15 protein-coding genes are annotated in these 16,254 nt (G+C 73.4%); 10 read left to right on the plus strand and 5 right to left on the minus strand.

All coding sequences use genetic code 11. The annotated features are described in order from the left end of the window. Nucleotides 1-133 precede the first annotated feature (133 nt). The 3 genes from MQV74_RS03110 to MQV74_RS03120 all read left to right on the plus strand — a co-directional run bounded on the left by MQV74_RS03110 (nt 134) and on the right by MQV74_RS03120 (nt 4,589). A complete protein-coding gene (locus MQV74_RS03110; RefSeq protein ID WP_242714456.1) occupies nt 134-1,408 on the plus strand; it encodes a dienelactone hydrolase family protein in 1,275 nt (424 codons plus the stop codon). Between the two features lie 253 nt (nt 1,409-1,661). Beyond that, nucleotides 1,662-2,033 carry an STAS domain-containing protein gene (locus MQV74_RS03115; protein WP_242714457.1) on the plus strand — a complete coding sequence of 124 codons (372 nt, stop codon included), beginning with the start codon at nt 1,662-1,664 and terminating at the stop codon, nt 2,031-2,033. Between the two features lie 243 nt (nt 2,034-2,276). Next, nucleotides 2,277-4,589, plus strand: a complete 2,313-nt coding sequence (locus MQV74_RS03120; RefSeq protein WP_242714458.1) for a beta-galactosidase — start codon at nt 2,277-2,279, stop codon at nt 4,587-4,589. Between the two features lie 13 nt (nt 4,590-4,602). Here MQV74_RS03120 and MQV74_RS03125 read toward each other — a convergent pair whose 3' ends face one another. Next, on the minus strand, nt 4,603-4,989 hold the full coding sequence (locus MQV74_RS03125) for a DUF5994 family protein (RefSeq protein ID WP_242714459.1): 387 nt from the start codon (nt 4,987-4,989) through the stop codon (nt 4,603-4,605). A 471-nt stretch (nt 4,990-5,460) separates the two neighbouring features. On the opposite strand from MQV74_RS03125, the gene MQV74_RS03130 reads away from it, so the two are divergent. The 7 genes from MQV74_RS03130 to MQV74_RS03160 all read left to right on the plus strand — a co-directional run bounded on the left by MQV74_RS03130 (nt 5,461) and on the right by MQV74_RS03160 (nt 11,489). Beyond that, entirely contained in the window at nt 5,461-5,736 is a 276-nt protein-coding gene (locus tag MQV74_RS03130; protein WP_242714460.1) for a hypothetical protein, read from the plus strand. Between the two features lie 199 nt (nt 5,737-5,935). Further along, nucleotides 5,936-6,412, plus strand: coding sequence for a DUF5994 family protein (locus MQV74_RS03135; protein ID WP_242714461.1), 477 nt, complete (start codon nt 5,936-5,938; stop codon nt 6,410-6,412). Between the two features lie 64 nt (nt 6,413-6,476). Then, nucleotides 6,477-6,911 (plus strand): NUDIX hydrolase, encoded by a 435-nt coding sequence (locus MQV74_RS03140; RefSeq protein WP_242714462.1) that lies wholly within the window; start codon nt 6,477-6,479, stop codon nt 6,909-6,911. Nucleotides 6,912-6,988: 77 nt separating this feature from the next. After that, nucleotides 6,989-8,086: a hypothetical protein gene (locus MQV74_RS03145; RefSeq protein ID WP_242714463.1), complete on the plus strand. Its 1,098-nt coding sequence runs from the start codon at nt 6,989-6,991 to the stop codon at nt 8,084-8,086. 217 nt (nt 8,087-8,303) lie between these two features. Beyond that, nucleotides 8,304-9,110: a bestrophin-like domain gene (locus tag MQV74_RS03150; protein ID WP_242714464.1), complete on the plus strand. Its 807-nt coding sequence runs from the start codon at nt 8,304-8,306 to the stop codon at nt 9,108-9,110. A gap of 155 nt (nt 9,111-9,265) precedes the next feature. Continuing rightward, the gene (locus MQV74_RS03155; RefSeq protein ID WP_242714465.1) at nt 9,266-10,459 is read left to right on the plus strand and encodes a serine hydrolase domain-containing protein; all 1,194 of its coding nucleotides are present in this window, start codon (nt 9,266-9,268) and stop codon (nt 10,457-10,459) included. A 52-nt stretch (nt 10,460-10,511) separates the two neighbouring features. Beyond that, a complete protein-coding gene (locus MQV74_RS03160) occupies nt 10,512-11,489 on the plus strand; it encodes an SMP-30/gluconolactonase/LRE family protein (RefSeq protein ID WP_242714466.1) in 978 nt (325 codons plus the stop codon). 21 nt (nt 11,490-11,510) lie between these two features. Here the strand turns inward: MQV74_RS03160 and MQV74_RS03165 are convergent, their stop codons facing one another. The 4 genes from MQV74_RS03165 to MQV74_RS03180 form a co-directional block, all read right to left on the minus strand. Further along, on the minus strand, nt 11,511-12,821 hold the full coding sequence (locus tag MQV74_RS03165; RefSeq protein WP_242714467.1) for a cytochrome P450: 1,311 nt from the start codon (nt 12,819-12,821) through the stop codon (nt 11,511-11,513). Nucleotides 12,822-12,930: 109 nt separating this feature from the next. Next, nucleotides 12,931-14,196, minus strand: a complete 1,266-nt coding sequence (thrS, locus tag MQV74_RS03170) for a threonine--tRNA ligase (protein WP_308402373.1) — start codon at nt 14,194-14,196, stop codon at nt 12,931-12,933. 178 nt (nt 14,197-14,374) lie between these two features. After that, the gene (locus MQV74_RS03175) at nt 14,375-14,785 is read right to left on the minus strand and encodes a cysteine/serine endopeptidase inhibitor (RefSeq protein WP_242714469.1); all 411 of its coding nucleotides are present in this window, start codon (nt 14,783-14,785) and stop codon (nt 14,375-14,377) included. Nucleotides 14,786-15,088: 303 nt separating this feature from the next. Continuing rightward, complete coding sequence (locus MQV74_RS03180) at nt 15,089-16,183, minus strand: winged helix DNA-binding domain-containing protein (RefSeq protein ID WP_242714470.1); 1,095 nt, start codon at nt 16,181-16,183, stop codon at nt 15,089-15,091. Between the last annotated feature and the right edge of the window lie 71 nt (nt 16,184-16,254).

The following is a 16,254-nucleotide window of genomic DNA, read 5'->3' on the forward strand; positions in this document are numbered from 1 at the left end:
TCCAAGGAGGGTCAAGCGTCATGCGGGATCATGCCGCTGACCAGGTACGGAGTCGTGGCGGTGGCGACCGATTCCGGCGGCATGGCGCCGCGAAAAGGGGAACGCACCCTCCCTTTCCACCGTCCTCTCAGCCATGACCACTGCAACCCGCCGGGCGGCGCACCTCACGGCCGCCACCGCCGCCTTCGCCCTGACGCTCACCTGCGGCACCGCCGCCGCCCGGGCGGCGGCCCCCGGCGACCCCGCGTCCCCGCGGCCGACCGCCGCCGCCGGGACCACCGGCAACGCGGCGAGCCTGACCAGCTATCGCCTCGCCCCCGGGCTCCTCAAGATCACCGGTGGCAGGACGGCGGGCAATCCCTCCCAGGTCCACGGCGTGCTCGGGATGCCCAAGGGCAAGGGGCCCCACCCGGTCGTCGTCGTGCTGCACGGCACCCACCACAACTGCGTGACCACGAAGGACGCGTCCGACGTCGTCGCCCGCAACCCCGTCAAGGCCCACTGGCCGCTGGTCTGCGCCAAGCCCGGCAAGCCGGAGCGCGGCCTCGGGCCGGACTATCTGCGCCAGAACGCGGGCCTGTCGCACGTGGTGCAGGCGCTCACGCGCAAGGGCTTCGTCGCCGTGTCCATCGACGTCGTGTCCCCGGAGATCTGGTGGGGCGGCGAGACCGACCCCACCAAGGGCTACACCGATCTGGTCAGCGCCCATCTGCGGCTCCTCTCCGACCTCAACAAGGGCGTCGACCACGGCCTGAAGCTCCCCGGGGTGAGGGGGCGCATCGACACCTCCCGCGTCGGCCTCGTCGGGCACAGCAGGGGCGGCGGCTACGTCCTGTCCCCCAAGGCGGCCCAGCGCGCCGGGCTCTTCGGCGCCGTGGCCATCGAGCCCGCCGAGAACGCCGAGCCCGCGCCGCACAAGGTGCCCGTCCTCAACATCCGGGGCGCCTGCGACGAGGACGTCGAGCCGCAGGCCGGGCGTGCGACGATGAAGGCCCTCGCACGGTCCGGCTCGACCCGGGTCGCGGCGGACGTCCTGCTCGCGGGGACCGGCCACCGGATGATCAACACCAACCTCGCCCCCACCGACAAGGGCGGCGGGATCGGCCCCTGCAAGGCTTCCAAGGTGGCGTCCCCGGCCGCCGCCCGCGCCCAGGCCGCGCAGCTGACCGCCGCGTTCCTGGAGCAGGCCCTGCGCAAGGCCCCCTCCTACCGCCTCCCCGCCCTCGACGGGCCCGCACCCAAGGGCGGCAACCTGCGCAAGGGCGGTCCGGCCCTCACTTTCCGCCCCGCGCGCCAGGAGACGTTCACCGATCCCCGCACCCTCCGCGAGGTGTCGTCGAAGCAGCGGCTGCTGCCCGCCATCCCCAAGAGCCTGAAGATCCACAAGCGACCCGACGACGGGATCTGACGCACACGGTGCCGCGGCGCCCGCCCCCGGGAGACCCCGGGCGGCGCCGCGGCACCGCCCGGGGTTCGCCGTCGCTCGACCTTCGAACGACCGGAAAGCCGTTCGAAGACAGTTCAGTCACGCGTCCGCTCAGTCCCTTCACTTGCACCTTTCCGGTACGTCTGCGCCAAGGAAATGCTCGGGCCTGGTGGGTATCACTACCGTATGCATGGTCTTTGACCGGCACTGCCGTGTACCTCCGGAAGGCACCACCATGGCCGCCGCCTCTCCCTCGTCCCTGCGCGTGGACATCGTCTCGGGGTTCGACCCCGCCTTGGTACGCGTACACGGAGATCTGGACATCGCCAGCGCGCCCTCCCTGCGGGCGGCCCTGGCCCCCTTGCTGCACCGTCGCGTGGAGCTCGACCTGACCGACGTCGCCTTCATCGACTCGTCCGGGATCAACGCCCTCGCCGCGCACCACCGGCACTGCCGCGTCGCGGGCGGCCGCATCACCGTGATCGAGGCCTCGAAGCCGGTCCGGCGGGTGCTCCACATCACGGGGGTCGACGAAGTCCTGGTCCACCGCCGCGATCCGGAGGGCCCCGGCGGGGGCCGGCGCGAGGACCCGCCGAACACGCCCTGAGGGCACGAGCGCAGGCCGTACGGGCCGTCGCCGCCAGGCCGTCGCCGCGCGGCGTCCGCCGAGGTGGCGCCCCGTCAACTCGCCGCGCCCTGAAGGAATCTGACGGTACGACACACAACCATTACCGCACCCCTTCCAACACACTCGAACACGCCCTACCGTAATCCCACACTGCCGACAGGCAGCTGACGTCACTCCACGTTCGCCGGGCCAGAGACTTCTCCTCACCCCCTGGAGCGCCCCATGGATCGACGCGACTTCCTGATCATCAGCGCCCTCACCCCGCTCGCCGCCACCTGGGCCACCGAGGGCCACGCGGCCGCCGCGCGGCACACGTTCGGCTTCTCCGCGGACGGCAGCCAGTTCCTGCTCGACGAGCGGCCCTTCCAGATCCGCAGCGGCGAGCTGCACCCGTGCCGCATCCCCGTGCGGTACTGGCGCCACCGCATCCGCATGGCCAAGGCGATGGGCCTGAACACCATCGGCGTGTACCTGATGTGGAACTACCTGGAGGAGCGCCCCGGCGTCTTCGACCTGACCACGGACCGGCGCGACTTCGCCGCGTTCGTCCGGCTGTGCCAGGACGAGGGCATGTGGGTGCTGCTTCGCCCGGGGCCCTATGTGTGCGCCGAGTGGGACCTCGGCGGTCTGCCCGCCTGGCTGCTCAAGGACCCCGCGGCCAGGATCCGCGTCCGGTCGGCGGCCGACCCGCACTACATGGCGGCGGTCCGCCGCTACATCGCCAGGATCGCTCCGGTGGTCAAACCGCTCCTCGTCGCGGCCGGCGGCCCCGTCCTCATGGTGCAGATCGAGAACGAGTACGGCTCGTTCGGCAACGACGCCGCCTACCTCGACGAGCTCCGCCAGGCGTGGCTGGACGCGGGCGTCCCCGGCCCGTTCTACACCCAGGACGGCCTCGCCCAGGTCAAGGCGAACCGCACCAACGTGCCCGGCGGAGCCATCGGGCTGTCCGACGGGGACGCCGCGGCCATCGCCGAGTGCCGACGGGCCTTCCCCGCGGTTCCCGCGTTCATCGGCGAGTCCTGGGCCGGATGGTTCACGGCGTGGGGCGACAGCGGATTCGGCGGCATCGGTAAGGACAAGTCCCCCGTCCTGCACGGCCTCATGCGCTCCAAGCTGTCGTTCAACATCTACATGATTCACGGGGGCACCAGCTTCGGCTACTGGGCCGGAGCCAACTCCGCGGACGACGGCGGCAGTTACACCCCCGACATCACCAGCTACGACTACAGCGCCGCGATCACCGAGCAGGGCCGCCCGACCGCGAGCCACACCGCGTACCGCACCCTCATCGGCAGCTATCTGGACGAACCGCTGCCCCCACTGCCCGATCCCGTCGCCACCATCGCTCCGGGCCCGGTCACACCGACCGCGTACGCCTCGCTGTGGGACAACCTCCCCCCGGCCCTGCCCCCGTCCCGGACGGTCACCGCCCAGCCGATGGAGACCTACGGCCAGAGCGTGGGCTTCATCCTCTACCGCCGTCCGCTGTCCGGCTACGGCGGCGCGACCCTGCACGTCACCGGGGTGCACGACTACGCCACCGTCTTCCTCGACGGCGCCTACCAGGGCGGCTTCAGCCGGGTCGCCCTCTGGCCCGCGTACGCCGGACCGCTGAAGGTCACCACCGGGAGCAGCCTCCCGCTCGGCGACGCCGACGCGTCCCCGACGCTCGACGTCCTCGTGGAGGGCCTGGGACGGGTCAACTTCGGCCACTACGTCGACCGCAAGGGCATCACCGGGCAGGTGTCCCTGTCCGGTGCCGGTCCGCTCGACGGCCCGCTCACGCGGTGGCAGACGTACTCCCTGCCCGTCGACGAGAAGTTCGTGGCCGCCCTGCGCCCGGTCATCAGCGACCGCGCCAGGGGCGGCCTCTTCTTCCGCGCCGCCCTCACCCTCGACGAGACCGGCGACACCTATCTGGACCTGTCCGCCTGGACCAAGGGCGTGGTCTTCGTCAACGGGCACCACCTCGGGCGCTACTGGTCCGTCGGCCCGCAGCAGCGCCTGTACTGCCCCGCGCCCTGGCTGAGGGCCGGCCGCAACGAGATCGTCGTCTTCGACCTGCACCGCACGACGCCCGAGCCCATCGGCTTCTCCAGGGTCCTGCAGAGCACGTACGTCCTCACCAACCGGCGCAGCGGCAAGGCCCTCGACGTGCCCGACGAGTCGACCTCCCAGGGCGTCCAGCTGATCCAGTGGCCCTGCCACGGCAAGGCCAACCAGCAGTGGCGCCGCACCACCCTCTCCCACGGGCTCACCACCTTCGCCAACTCCCTTTCAGGGCAGCACATCGACGTCCACAGCGAGTCCACGAGCTCCGGCGCCCCCGTCATCCAGTGGCCCGCCACACGCGGCGCCAACCAGCAGTGGCGCCTCACCGATGTCGGCGGCGGCCACGTGAAACTCGTCAACGTCCACAGCGGCAAGGTGCTCGGCGTCGCGTCGGGCTCCACCGCGGACGGGGCGAAGATCGTCCAGCAGGACGACACCGACGACACCAGCCAGCACTGGCGCCTCGACGAGCTGGAGTGAGCGGCGTTCGCCGTCAGCGGGCGGGAATGCCGGTGGCGGCGAGGATCTCCGCGGCCGAGGCGCTGTTGCCGTCCTGTACCGCGAGGGTCATGGCGGCACGGGCGGCCGTCTCGTCGGCGTACCACGGGAGCATCAGGAAGGAGAAGATGTCCTGGTGGCCACGGGTGACGAGCATCGTGTGGTCGTCGATCTCGGACCAGTCGATCCGCACCAGGCTGCCGTCGACGGCCAAGGAGCGCAGATGCACGTCCCACGCGCCGGAGTCCAGGCCTATCCGGGCGACCGAACCGAGCTTCTCCGTCAACGCGCGGATCAGACCGGGCAGTTGCACCGCGAGGTTCCGGGACCTGGGCCACCACGCCCCGTCGAAGGTGCCGTCGCGCCGGGGTGTCGTCGCCATTCTGAGCAGGGTCGCGCCGAGCACCCCGTGAGGGGTTCCGGTTTCCGCCGGGAGCTCGACCGGACCGGCCGGATCGTCACTCATGGCACACCTCCCAGGAGCGGCGGCCACCGCGGCACACTGTGCTCACCCATGGTCACCGAGCGGCGAGGACACCTCGGTCTTTCCAGCCTACTCCTGGTCAGCGTGCGTACAGCGGGCGTCGTCCGCCCGGCAGGGCCGTGCGTGCAGTCGTGGTGGAGGCGATCCCAGGAGTAGGCTCACAGGGACTGAGAGCGTTTCCCGACCGCCTCCCCTGCCGGTCGCTCTCTCGGCCACAGCACCGGGCTCGGCAGCTGAGGGTTCGGGGACGGGTCTCACCATGAGGGTGATCACCGCACGACTTCCGATGCCCCTTCCCTCCGCGGGACCGCGCCGTGAGCGACCGCGCCCCAGGCTCGGGGACACACGGGCCGCCACCGGGCGGACGCCATGAGCGGCACCGGCACCCGCCCGATGGCCGACGGGAGCGTCCAGGTCCGCATCGTCTCCGACGACCCCGAAGCGGCCCGGCAGGTGGCGCGGGTCCTGCGCGAGCGCCTCGTCTGCGACGAACCGCGCAGCTACCCCACCGGCGACGACGGCGAGGGCATCCGCCTCCATCTGACGGTCGACACCCTGCGGCCGCATCCTGCCCCGCACACCTGGCTGACCGACAGCAGATCGCAGGCACGACGCACCCACGCCGACGAGACAGCCCCCGCCTGAGCCGCCCCCCTCGCCCTCTGTCCCCCGGCCGCGCTCCCCTGCCCGGGCCGCGGGCACGGATCACGCGTCACGGGGTCGCCCGCCGCGCGGAGTACCGTAGGGTGACCGGGAGTTCACCGTGTGCCGCTCCGTCGGCACCGCTTCCGCGGCACGCCGATGCCGGGCCGCCACACGGCCGCCCGGGGACAGGGACCGCGCCATGGACGCGCCCAACGCCCGCGACCATCCCCCGCCCGCCCGTCTCGCTCTGTGCCCGCCGAGCTTTCCGCCCGGGCCCGTGTGCGGCGCGTGGTGGCCGCGGTCCGATGACCTGGCCGTCGAACTTCCCGGCCTGATCGAAGAGTTCGCTCCGGAGAAGGAGCGGGTGGCCCGCGTCGCCGCCCCTCGCGAGACCTGGTCGGCCGCGCCCCGCGAGCTCCGCGTCCGTGGCCGTACCGTGCGAGTCGCCCGGCTCGTCTCCGGGTGCGACCCGCACACGATCCGGCTCTTCTCCCACAACTTCCGCCGCTGGGACCTGCTCGTCGTCCCGCCCGACACCGCCGCCGCCACCGCCGCGCGACTCATGGCCGCCGCGTCCGACCCCGCGAACCGCCTCACGGCGAGCGCGCTCGTGGCGGCGGAGCGGAGCCGGGTGCCTCCACCCGATGTGCCCACGCCTGATCCTGGCCAGGGTTAGAGTTCTCGCCCGGTCCAGGACGCCGGAGCAGGAACGGTCAGGAAACAGCATCGGAAAGGGCATCATGAACTCTCTCCCGCAGACCCGGGTCTCCGCCTACGCCGTCGTGGTGGAGGACGACCGGATGCTGTTGGCCCGCCTGTCGGACTCCTCACCGGTCTTCGCCCCGGGGCTGTGGCACCTGCCCGGTGGTGGCATCGACCCCGGCGAGCAGCCCGTCCAGGGGCTCGCGCGGGAGCTGCGGGAGGAGACCGGGCGGGACCTCCTGGACGCCCGGCTGCTCGACGCCCGCTCGTACGCGGTGCGGCGCCAGGGCGTCGACTGGCACCTCGTGGGGCTCTTCTACGCCGTCACCTTGAAGCCCGGGGCCACCACGGTCGCGGAGGCCGACGGCTCGACCGACGCCGCGCGCTGGCTGCCGCTGGCGGACCTTCGGCCCTCCGCGCTCTCACCGGCGGCCGTGGACGCGCTCCGGCTCCTGGACGCGCCGGTCCGCTGAGCGGAACACTCCCTTGTCCCCCGTGCCACCCCCGCAGATGCTGTGTGCACACGCCACCCAGACAACGGGGGAACCTCGTGACACCTCGCTCACCGTCCCGCCGCTCGCTGCTGAGAGGAGCGGGCGCCGCCGTGCTCACCGCGGGCCCGATCGCACTGGCCGCTCCCGCCACCGCGGCGCCCTCCCCCACACCGCGCCGACCGTCGCGCCGCGGGCGGGCGCGGCTCGTAGCGGCCGGCGTACGGGACAAGATGACGTGGTGGGACGCCACGAGCACGGCCGCGCCGGCCGTGTACCAGCCGAACAACGTCCCGCTCCTCGCCTGGCGCGGCAACCGCAACAGCCGCAACATCACCCTCGCCAACGTGATCGGCCCGCGGCTCCAGTTCGCCGGATCGACCCTGCAGAAGACGATCCTGGGCGCGGCGTCCGACTACGCCCCGGTCTTCCTGCCGCAGCTGTCGCCCCAACGCACCGCCCGACTCGCCTGGACCGGCCTCGAACAGCGCCGCCTGGTGCACGTCGGTGACTTCGCCCTCACCGACGACCTGCGGCTGACCGGCGAGATGACCGGGCGGACCCTGATGGGCAGCGGGCAGCTCAACGCGACGAGCGGCCCCGACCTGTCGTGGCTCCAGCGCCACCGGGTCAACGTGCTCGACGAGAACGGCCGTGTCGCCTTCGCCCAGGCCAGGGACATGACGTTCGACGAAGCGCTGCCCCTGCCCTTTCTGGGCAGCCCGCGCGGCCCGGTCCGCAACCGGGGTCTCAACGAGCCCGGCGCCCTGTGGGCGTGGACCGCGGCCGACGGCGCGCTGTGCTTCGCCCTCACCCGGTCCCCCGTGCCGACGACGGAATCGCCGACGGTGGCCCGATCGGCGCAGTCGAGCATCTGCGAGCCGTCCCGTCTCCTCCCGTACGGCAACGCGCTCTACATCGCCTGGACCGGCATCGACGGCGCCGGACGCCTCAACATCGCCCCCGTCGACCTGGCGGCGGTCCGGGCCGGGAGCGACCCCATCGGCGCGGTGTACACGCTCCCCGAGAACAGCATCGCCGCCCCCGCCGTGGAAGTGCAGATCGACGTCGACAGCGGGCGCAGCCGCCTGGTCGTCTTCTGGACCGGCACCGACGGCACGGGAGCGCTCAACGCGTGCGAGGTGATCCTGCCCTGACACCCCGGGGCACGGCCGCGTCGGCTCGGGGGCGCAGTCGGCGCGCGCCCGCCGGCCGCCCCCTCGCGTTCCCGGCCGCGCGCCGGTCCCTTCGGCGTAAGCGGCGTACCCCGTTCGACGGGGGCGCCCGCTTCGCGGTTCGCCTGCCCTCCGGGCCCGGACATGATCATCACGCCCCGGGCATCCGGTTCCGGGCTCGTCCCGGAGGTACGCGTCCGTGGTTCTCGTCATCGTCGTCGCCGTTCTCGCCCTGCTCGCGGGCCTCCTGGCGAACCGTTATCTGCGGCCCAGGCTGCTCACCGCCGACGACAACGAAGGCATGGCGGTCAAGGACCTGGTCGGGCCCCTCCTGACGCTGACGGTGCTGCTGCTCGCGTTCGTCCTGGTCACCGCGTCCGGCTCGTACGGGAAGGCCGAGGTCGCCGCCCGCGGCGAGGCCCGCGCACTGGACCAGCTCGTCGAGACCGCGGAGTACGCGCCCGCGGCGCAGCGGGCCCAGGTCCAGGCCGACGCCGTCTGCTACGCGCGCGCCGTGCGCCACCAGGAGTGGCCCGCGATGGCGGAAGGGAAGGGGTCGGCCGCGCCGAGCACGTGGTCGACCGACTTCCGCCGTGCCTTCGGCGAGGTGCAGGGCAAGCCGGTGTTCGGCATGCTGGTCGCCGCGGACAACAAGCGGTCGGAGGAGCGCGAAGAACGCCTCACCCAGGCCACGGCCAGCATTCCCGGCGCCATCTTCTGGTTCCTCCTGGCGACCCTGACCCTCACGGTCGTGGCCCTCGGCATCTGCCTGCCGCGCAGGAACAACCGGGGCCAGCTGATCACCCTCGCTCTGATCACGGCCCTCCTGACGACGACGCTGTGCATCATCCGGGACGTCGACCGGCCCTTCGGCGGCATCATCGACGTGGAGCCGACCGCGATCAGCGAGGCCGAGCGCCAGGCCGAGCGGGACTTCCTCATCCACCACTCCGCGTCCGAACTGCCCTGCGACGCCGACGGGAACCGCCGCCGCGCCACGTCGTGACCCGGCCGCCGCGGCCGCTTGCGCCCGCGTGCGCGCCCTCTCCCGGTGCGCCGGTCGGCCTCCACCCGGCCGGGTTGCTCCGCTCGCCCCCGCCGGGGAGCCAACCCTCGCCGGGGAAGCATGAGTCTTCCTGGCGAGAGGGAGGTCTCATGGCAATGCGCACGGTACGAATCTCACTGGCCGCCGTGGTGGCGGCCGCGGCGACCGGCCTCGCCGTCCCGTCAGCACAGGCGGCGGCACCCACCGGAGCGGACAGGGGACACGTACAGACCCGGGCCGCCGTGCACGCCGCCGTCGCGGGCGGGATCCCGGGCGTCCTGGCGCAGGCGCACGACGCGCACGGGACCTGGCACGGCGACGCGGGGGTCGCCGACCTCACCACGCGGCGCGCGCCCCTGCCGGGCGACCGGTTCCGGGCGGGCAGCATCTCCAAGACGTTCATCGCGACCGTCCTCCTCCAGCTGGAGGCGGAGGGCAGGCTGCGCCTCTCGGACACCGTGGAGAAGTGGCTGCCGGGCGTAGTGCGCGGCCACGGGCACGACGGCCGCCGGATCAGCCTCCGCCGGCTCCTCAACCACACCAGCGGCGTCTACGACTACACCGAGGACCCGGGCCTGCACCTCCAGGGCAAGCAGTATCTGGCCCACCGCTACGACACCTGGCGCCCCGAGCAGCTCGTGGCGCTCGCCATGAAGCACAAGCCGAACTTCGCGCCCGGGACGAGCTGGGGCTACACCACCACCGAGTACGTCCTCGCCGCGATGGTCATCGAGCGGGCGACGGGCCACGGCTACGCGGCGGAGGCCGAGCGGCGGATCTTCCAGCCGCTCGGGCTGCACGCCACCACCCTGCCCGGCACGCGCTCCCGGCTTCCGGCGCCGAGCGGGCGCATGTACACCAAGTTCGCCGACGCCCCCCGGCACGAGGTCCACGACATCACCGAGTTCAACCCGTCCTGGGCCTGGTCCGCCGGGGAGATCGTCACCAGCACCGCCGACCTCGACCGCTTCCTCGCCGCCCTGATGCGCGGAAAGCTCCTCCCCAAGGCCCAGCTCGACGAGATGACGACCACCGTTCCCTCCCCCGACTTCGGCGACGGCCAGGACGACGGCCTGGGGATCTTCCGCGCCGAACTGCCCTGCGGCAAGGTGATCTGGGGCCACACCGGCTTCATGCCCGGCTCGCAGAGCATGGCCTACACCACCCGGGACGGCAGGCACCGGCTGGTGGCCAACTTCAACACCGACTGGGCCGGCGACGGCGACGCGGCCGGGTATCTGCTCCTGGCGGAATTCTGCGGGACCGTCCCGCCGTCGTCGACCGCTGCGGGGTCGGTTGTGGTTCCGTAAACCCGTCGGCCGCGCCGCAGCCGGTCGATCCCCTCGCGGAAGGACGTACGCCATGGCAGAGCACGTCTCCGGTACTTCACGTCGAAGGGTTCTGGGCGCGGGCGCCGCCCTGGGCGCGCTCGCCGCGCTCGGGCCGCTCGCGACGGCGGCCGACGCCGCGCCCGCGAAGGCCTCCTGGCCCACGGAATTCCCGCTCCCGGACGGCTTCCGGCCCGAGGGCATCGCCACCGGTCCCGGCCCGTACGCCTGGTTCGGCTCGCTCGGCGGCGGGGACCTGTACCGCGCGAGTCTCGCCACCGGGCGCGGCGAGACCATCTCGACGGGGACGGACGCGATGAGCGTCGGCCTCAAGAGCGACAGACGCGGCCGCCTCTTCATCGCCGGCGGAGGCTCACGCCAGCTGCGCGTCGTCGAAGGCCGCAGCGGCCGCGTCCTCGCCACGTACGAGGTCGGCAGGCCCGCCAGCCTCGTCAACGACGTCGTCCTCACGCCCCGGGCGGCCTGGTTCACCGACTCCACCCAGCAGCAGCTGTACGGCCTGCCCCTGGGGCCCAAGGGCGAGTTGCCCGCCGCCCGTGACGTGGTGACGCTGCCGCTGGGCGGCGAGTGGATCGAGGCCCCGGCCGAGGGCTTCACCACCAACGGCCTCGCGCGCACGCCGGACGGGCGCGGGCTGCTCGTCATCAACGTCCACGCCCACGGCGGCAGTCTCTACCGCGTCGACGTGCGCAGCGGCGACGCCCGCCGGGTCGACCTCGGCGGCAACAAGCTCCCCGACGGCGACGGCGCGCTACTCCTCGGCCGTACGCTCTACGTCGTCCAGCAGATCCAGAACGCCGTGGACGTGTTCCACCTGGACGCCTCGGGCCTACGCGGCACGGCGGTCGCGCGGATCACCGACCCCCGCTTCCGCATCCCCACCACCGCCGCCGCGTTCGGCGACCGCCTGTACCTGCCCAACTCCCGCTTCGGCGAGGAGCCCACGCCGACGACCGAGTACAACGCGGTGGCGGTGCGCCAGGTGCACTAGACCGCAGAGCCCCGTCGTGCGCTACCCGTCGAGCGACGCCGGGGTCGGGCCGTCGGGGCGGACCGTGATGCTGTACGCGGACTTCTCCGGGACGGAGTGGAAGCGCGGGACGGGGCCGGGCAGCAGGTGTTCGAGGAGCGCGGTCGACTCCCGGAGGGCGAACTGCAGGCCCAGGCAGGCCCGGGCCCCCAGGCCGAAGGGGTAGTAGCCGCCGGGGTGGGCGGGACGCCGTCCGGGGGTAGTGAAGCGCCCGGCGTCGAAGCGCTCGGGGTCCTCCCAGAGCCCGGGGTCCCGGTGGGTGAGGTAGGGGCAGACCAGTACGTCGGTGTCCGCCGCCACCGCGTACCCGGCGAGGACGTCGTCCTGCGCGGCGCGGCGCGGCAGGATCCAGGCGGAGGGGTAGAAGCGCAGCGTCTCGTGGACGAGCGCCTGGACGGCCTCCCGCCGCGCGGCAGAGCCTTCCGGGCCCGCGGCGAGGGCCTGCTCCCGTGCGTCCGGGTTGCGGTCGAGCAGGAGGTGGAGCCAGGTCAGGGTGGTGGCGGTGGTCTCGTGACCGGCGACGAGGAGGGTGACCAGCTCGTCGCGGATCAGCCGGTCGGTGTACTCCGGGCGCGTTCCGGCCGCTTCGACCAGGACGTGCAGCAGGCCGGGACCGTCGGGGCCGGGCTCGTCGTCCCGGGCGGCGGTGATGGCCCGGCTCGCCACGGCGTCGATGCGGGCGAGATCGGCGGCGACGGCCCCCTGGGGGTCGGCGCCGTCGGCGGGCAGGCTGGGCAGCGCGGCCACCACGGCGGGCACGGAGGTCAGTTCGCGCTCCGTGCCGGGGTCGAGGGGGTGCCCGGTCAGGGACCGCCAGATGGTGTCCAGGGCGAAGCGGCGCATCTCGTCGCCGACGTCGAAGACCTCACCGGTGCGGGCGTACGCGGCCCAGCGGGCGGCGGCGGTCCGGGCGGCCTCGGTGATCCGCTGCTCGTAGCGGCGCATGCCGCGGCCGGTGAACTGGGCCTGGAGCAGCCGCCGTTGCCGCTGCCACGCGTCGCCCGTGGCGGCCAGGAGGCCGTCGCCGATCAGGAGCCGGGCGCGGTGCGAGCGCTTCACGTACCGGTCGGGGTGGAGCGCGAGCACGTGCTGCACGGCCTGGGGCTCGGTGACCAGGACGGTCGGGCGCGGGCCGAGCCCGACCGCGGCGACGCCGCCGAGCTGGTCGCGCGCCCGGGCGAGGAGGTCGACGAGTTCCCCTCCCCGGGCCCGCCAGTCCCGGACGGCGGCGGGGTCGAGCTCGGGGATCCGGCGGCCGGTCGGGGACGGGCCTGGGCGGGCTTGGGTGGCCACGGGGCTGCTCCTGTTCAGCGGTGGTACGCCGACACGGGCGGGTGCGGTCTTCACGCACTGTAGGGGAGCACGAGCGGTGGGCGACAGCCCGCCGGCCCGTGCCCCGGAATCAGGAAGTCCCGTCGTCCCACAGGCCGGTGCTCCGGGCCCGGACGACCGCATCGACACGGGTGAGCACGTCGCCGTCCGGCCGTGGGTCGAGGCGCCGTCCGTCGCGCAGGCGCAGGGCGACGTGGCCGTCGGTGGCCTCCTTGGGGCCGATGACGGCCTGGTAGGGCACCAGGCGGGCCTGTCGGACGCGGGCGCCGAGGCTGCCGTGTTCCGGGCCCACGACCTCGGCGCGCAGGCCCCGTTCGGCGCAGCGCCCGGCGAACGCCCGAGCGCGCGGCACCTCGGCGTCGGTGAGGGGCAGGATCACCAGCTGGGTGGGGGCGAGCCAGGCGGGGAAGGCGCCGCCGTGCTGCTCGACGAGGTGGGCGACGGCCCGCTCCATGCTGCCGATGACGCTGCGGTGGACCATGACCGGGCGGTGCTTGGAGCCGTCCGCGCCGACGTAGTGCAGGTCGAACCGCTCGGGCTGGTGGAAGTCCACCTGCACGGTGGACAGGGTGGACTCGCGTCCCGCGCTGTCGGTGACCTGGACGTCGATCTTGGGTCCGTAGAAGGCGGCTTCCCCTTCCACCGCTTCGTAGTTGAGCCCGGAGCGGTCGAGTACGTCGGTGAGGAGGGCGGTGGCACGCTCCCACTTCTCGGGGGCGGCCACGTACTTGCCTCCGGCGCCGGGCAGGGAGAGGCGGAAACGGGTCGGGGTGATGCCGAGCGCCTCGTACGCCCGGCGGATCATGTCCAGGGCCGCGTGCGCCTCCTCCTCGACCTGGTCGAGGGTGCAGAAGACGTGCGCGTCGTTGAGCTGGATGGCGCGCACCCGGGTCAGTCCGCCGAGCACGCCGGAGAGCTCCGAGCGGTACATGCCGCCCAGTTCCGCCATGCGCAGCGGCAGTTCGCGGTAGCTGTGGGAGCGGGACCGGTAGATCACCGCGTGGTGCGGGCACAGGCTCGGGCGCAGCACGACCTGCTCGCCGCCGAGGTCCATCGGCGGGAACATGTCGTCGCTGTAGTGCGCCCAGTGCCCGGAGATCTCGTACAGCTCGCGCTTGCCGAGCACAGGTGAGTACACGTGCCGGTAGCCCGCGCGGCGCTCGGCGTCGCGGACGTACTCCTCCAGGGTGTGCCGGAGGACCGCGCCGTCGGGCAGCCAGTACGGGAGTCCCGCGCCGATGAGCGGGTCGGTGTCGAACAGGCCGAGCTCGCGGCCGAGTCTGCGGAGATCGGGCATGGCGGTCTCCTCGCGGACGGAAGGGGCGGGTGACCACAGGACGAAGCCCCGGGGCACTCACCCCGGGGCTTCGGATCAGGACGTCTGTCAGCGCGCCGGGATGCTCTCCGGCGTCGTCGTCATCTCGGCGCGCTTCATGCGGGGGACGCCAGCAAGCCGCTCCGGCGCCCGCACCGCGTTTTCCGTCCACCGGGCGGACTCGCGCCCCCGCCGCCGTCTACCGTACGAACTTCCAGGCGAGGCCGGTGATCACACCGGTCTCCAGCGGCGCGAGGCGGCGGAACGCGGCCTCGCTGAGGTCGATGTGCGTCGAGGCGCAGGACGGACACTTGTCCCGCACCGGGACGGTGATCGTCCTGCCCTGGTACGTCACCTGCACCGCGACGCCCTGGCACAGCGGGTCGCTGTTCGGGTTCGGGCTCGTCCACCAGGCGGCGGACACGGCGGCCAGGTCCTGGGCGGTCGGGTCGATGGGCGTGCCGCAGGCTCCGTAGCCCTTGTCGCCGTAGTACGTGGCCTTGCCGGACATCGGCTGGCCGATGGGTATGTCGGCGCGTGCGGGACCGGTGCCGAGCGCGACACCGACCACCGCCGTGGCCAGGACACCGCTCCATCGACTGAGCCTCATGACGTGACACCCCGCTCCCCTTGCGAACGCCCACCTGTCGGGAGCGCTCTCACGAGGAGCGAGCATGTGGGGGCCGCGACCGGGCGAGCAAGACGCCGTCGACCCCCATGGCCTCAATCTGTCGTGTCCCAGGGGCACTTGCCCCTCACGCGCCTCACGGCTGACACGTGCTGACCGGTCGGTGCGCGGCGGTCGGCCGAGCGGCACAGCCGCGCGCGACGGGCATCGGCGAACGGCGCGATGTGGCGTACGGGGGCCCTTCGGGGCGGCGGGCGACGGGCCCTGTCCGTCGGCGGGAGGCGCTCAGTCCGCCGCGATGCGTACGCGCTCGACGGCCCCGTCGGAGAGGAACGCCGACAGCGTCCTGCCCTCTTCGGCGACGGCGGTGCGCTCGGCCCGCGAGACGCGGCGCAGCGGGGTGACCGTCACGGTGTCGTCCCGCACGGTCCAGGTCGCGGCGACCCGGCCGTCGAGCAGGACGACGCGGGCACCGGCGACCGACAGGCCGCGGTGGTCGTCGTCGATGATCCGGCCGCGGTCCTGGTAGCCGAGGATCGCGTTGTCGAACGCGGGCAGGAAGCGCACCGGGGCGGGCGTGCCGGGGTCCGGTCGGGGCGCGTCGGGGAGGTCGAGCAGCTCCCGGCCGCGCTCGTCGCGGAAGGCGACCAGTTCCCCGCGGACGGCGGCGACCGCGGCCGGAAGCCCCGCGAGGCCGCTCCAGGCGCGCAGGTCGGCCGTGGCGGCCGGGCCGAAGGCCGCCAGATAGCGGCGTACCAGCGCCTCACCCACCGGATCGGATCCCGCGGGCGACGGCGGCGCGGCGTCGCGCCCCAGCCAGGCGGAGAGCGGAAGGTTGCGCACGCCCGCCCTGGTGCGCCACAGCCCGCGCGGCGGCACCTGGACCATGGGCACGAGCGCGGCGATCAGCATCTCCCCCAGGGCGCGGGGTGCCGTGTCCGGCCAGCGGTCGGCGACCGCCCGGGTGAGTTCGGCCATGGTGCGGGGCTCGCCGTCGGCCAGCACCGCCCGGCCCGCCGCGGCGAGTTCGTCGAGGTCCACCTCTTCGAGCTCTCCGCGGTAGACCCCGAGCACCCGCTGGCGCAGCATCGCGTCGTGCCGTGCCCGCCAGGCCAGGGCGTCGTCGGCGGTGACGAGGTGGACCGTGCGGCGCATCAGGTGCGTGCGCACCACGCGCCGCTCGACGAGCAGGTCGGAGAGCTCCCCCGGCGCGAAGGCGCGCAGCCGTGACCAGAGTCCGACGAACGGCTCCTGCGGCTCCTGTGCTTGGAGTCCGCCGAGGTGCGCGACCGCGTCGAGGGCCGGTAGGTCCGCGCGGTCGAGGAGCAGTTGCCGGGCGAGCGTCGCGCGCCCCAGCGCGCGGGCGTCGAGCACGGTCACCGGGCCACCTCCGGGCGCCGGTTTCCGGTACGGCCGTGCGGATACGACGTCACTGGTTCGCCCTCGCTTCG

Source organism: Streptomyces sp. AN091965, from assembly GCF_022698285.1.
Classification (GTDB): Bacteria; Actinomycetota; Actinomycetes; order Streptomycetales; family Streptomycetaceae; genus Streptomyces.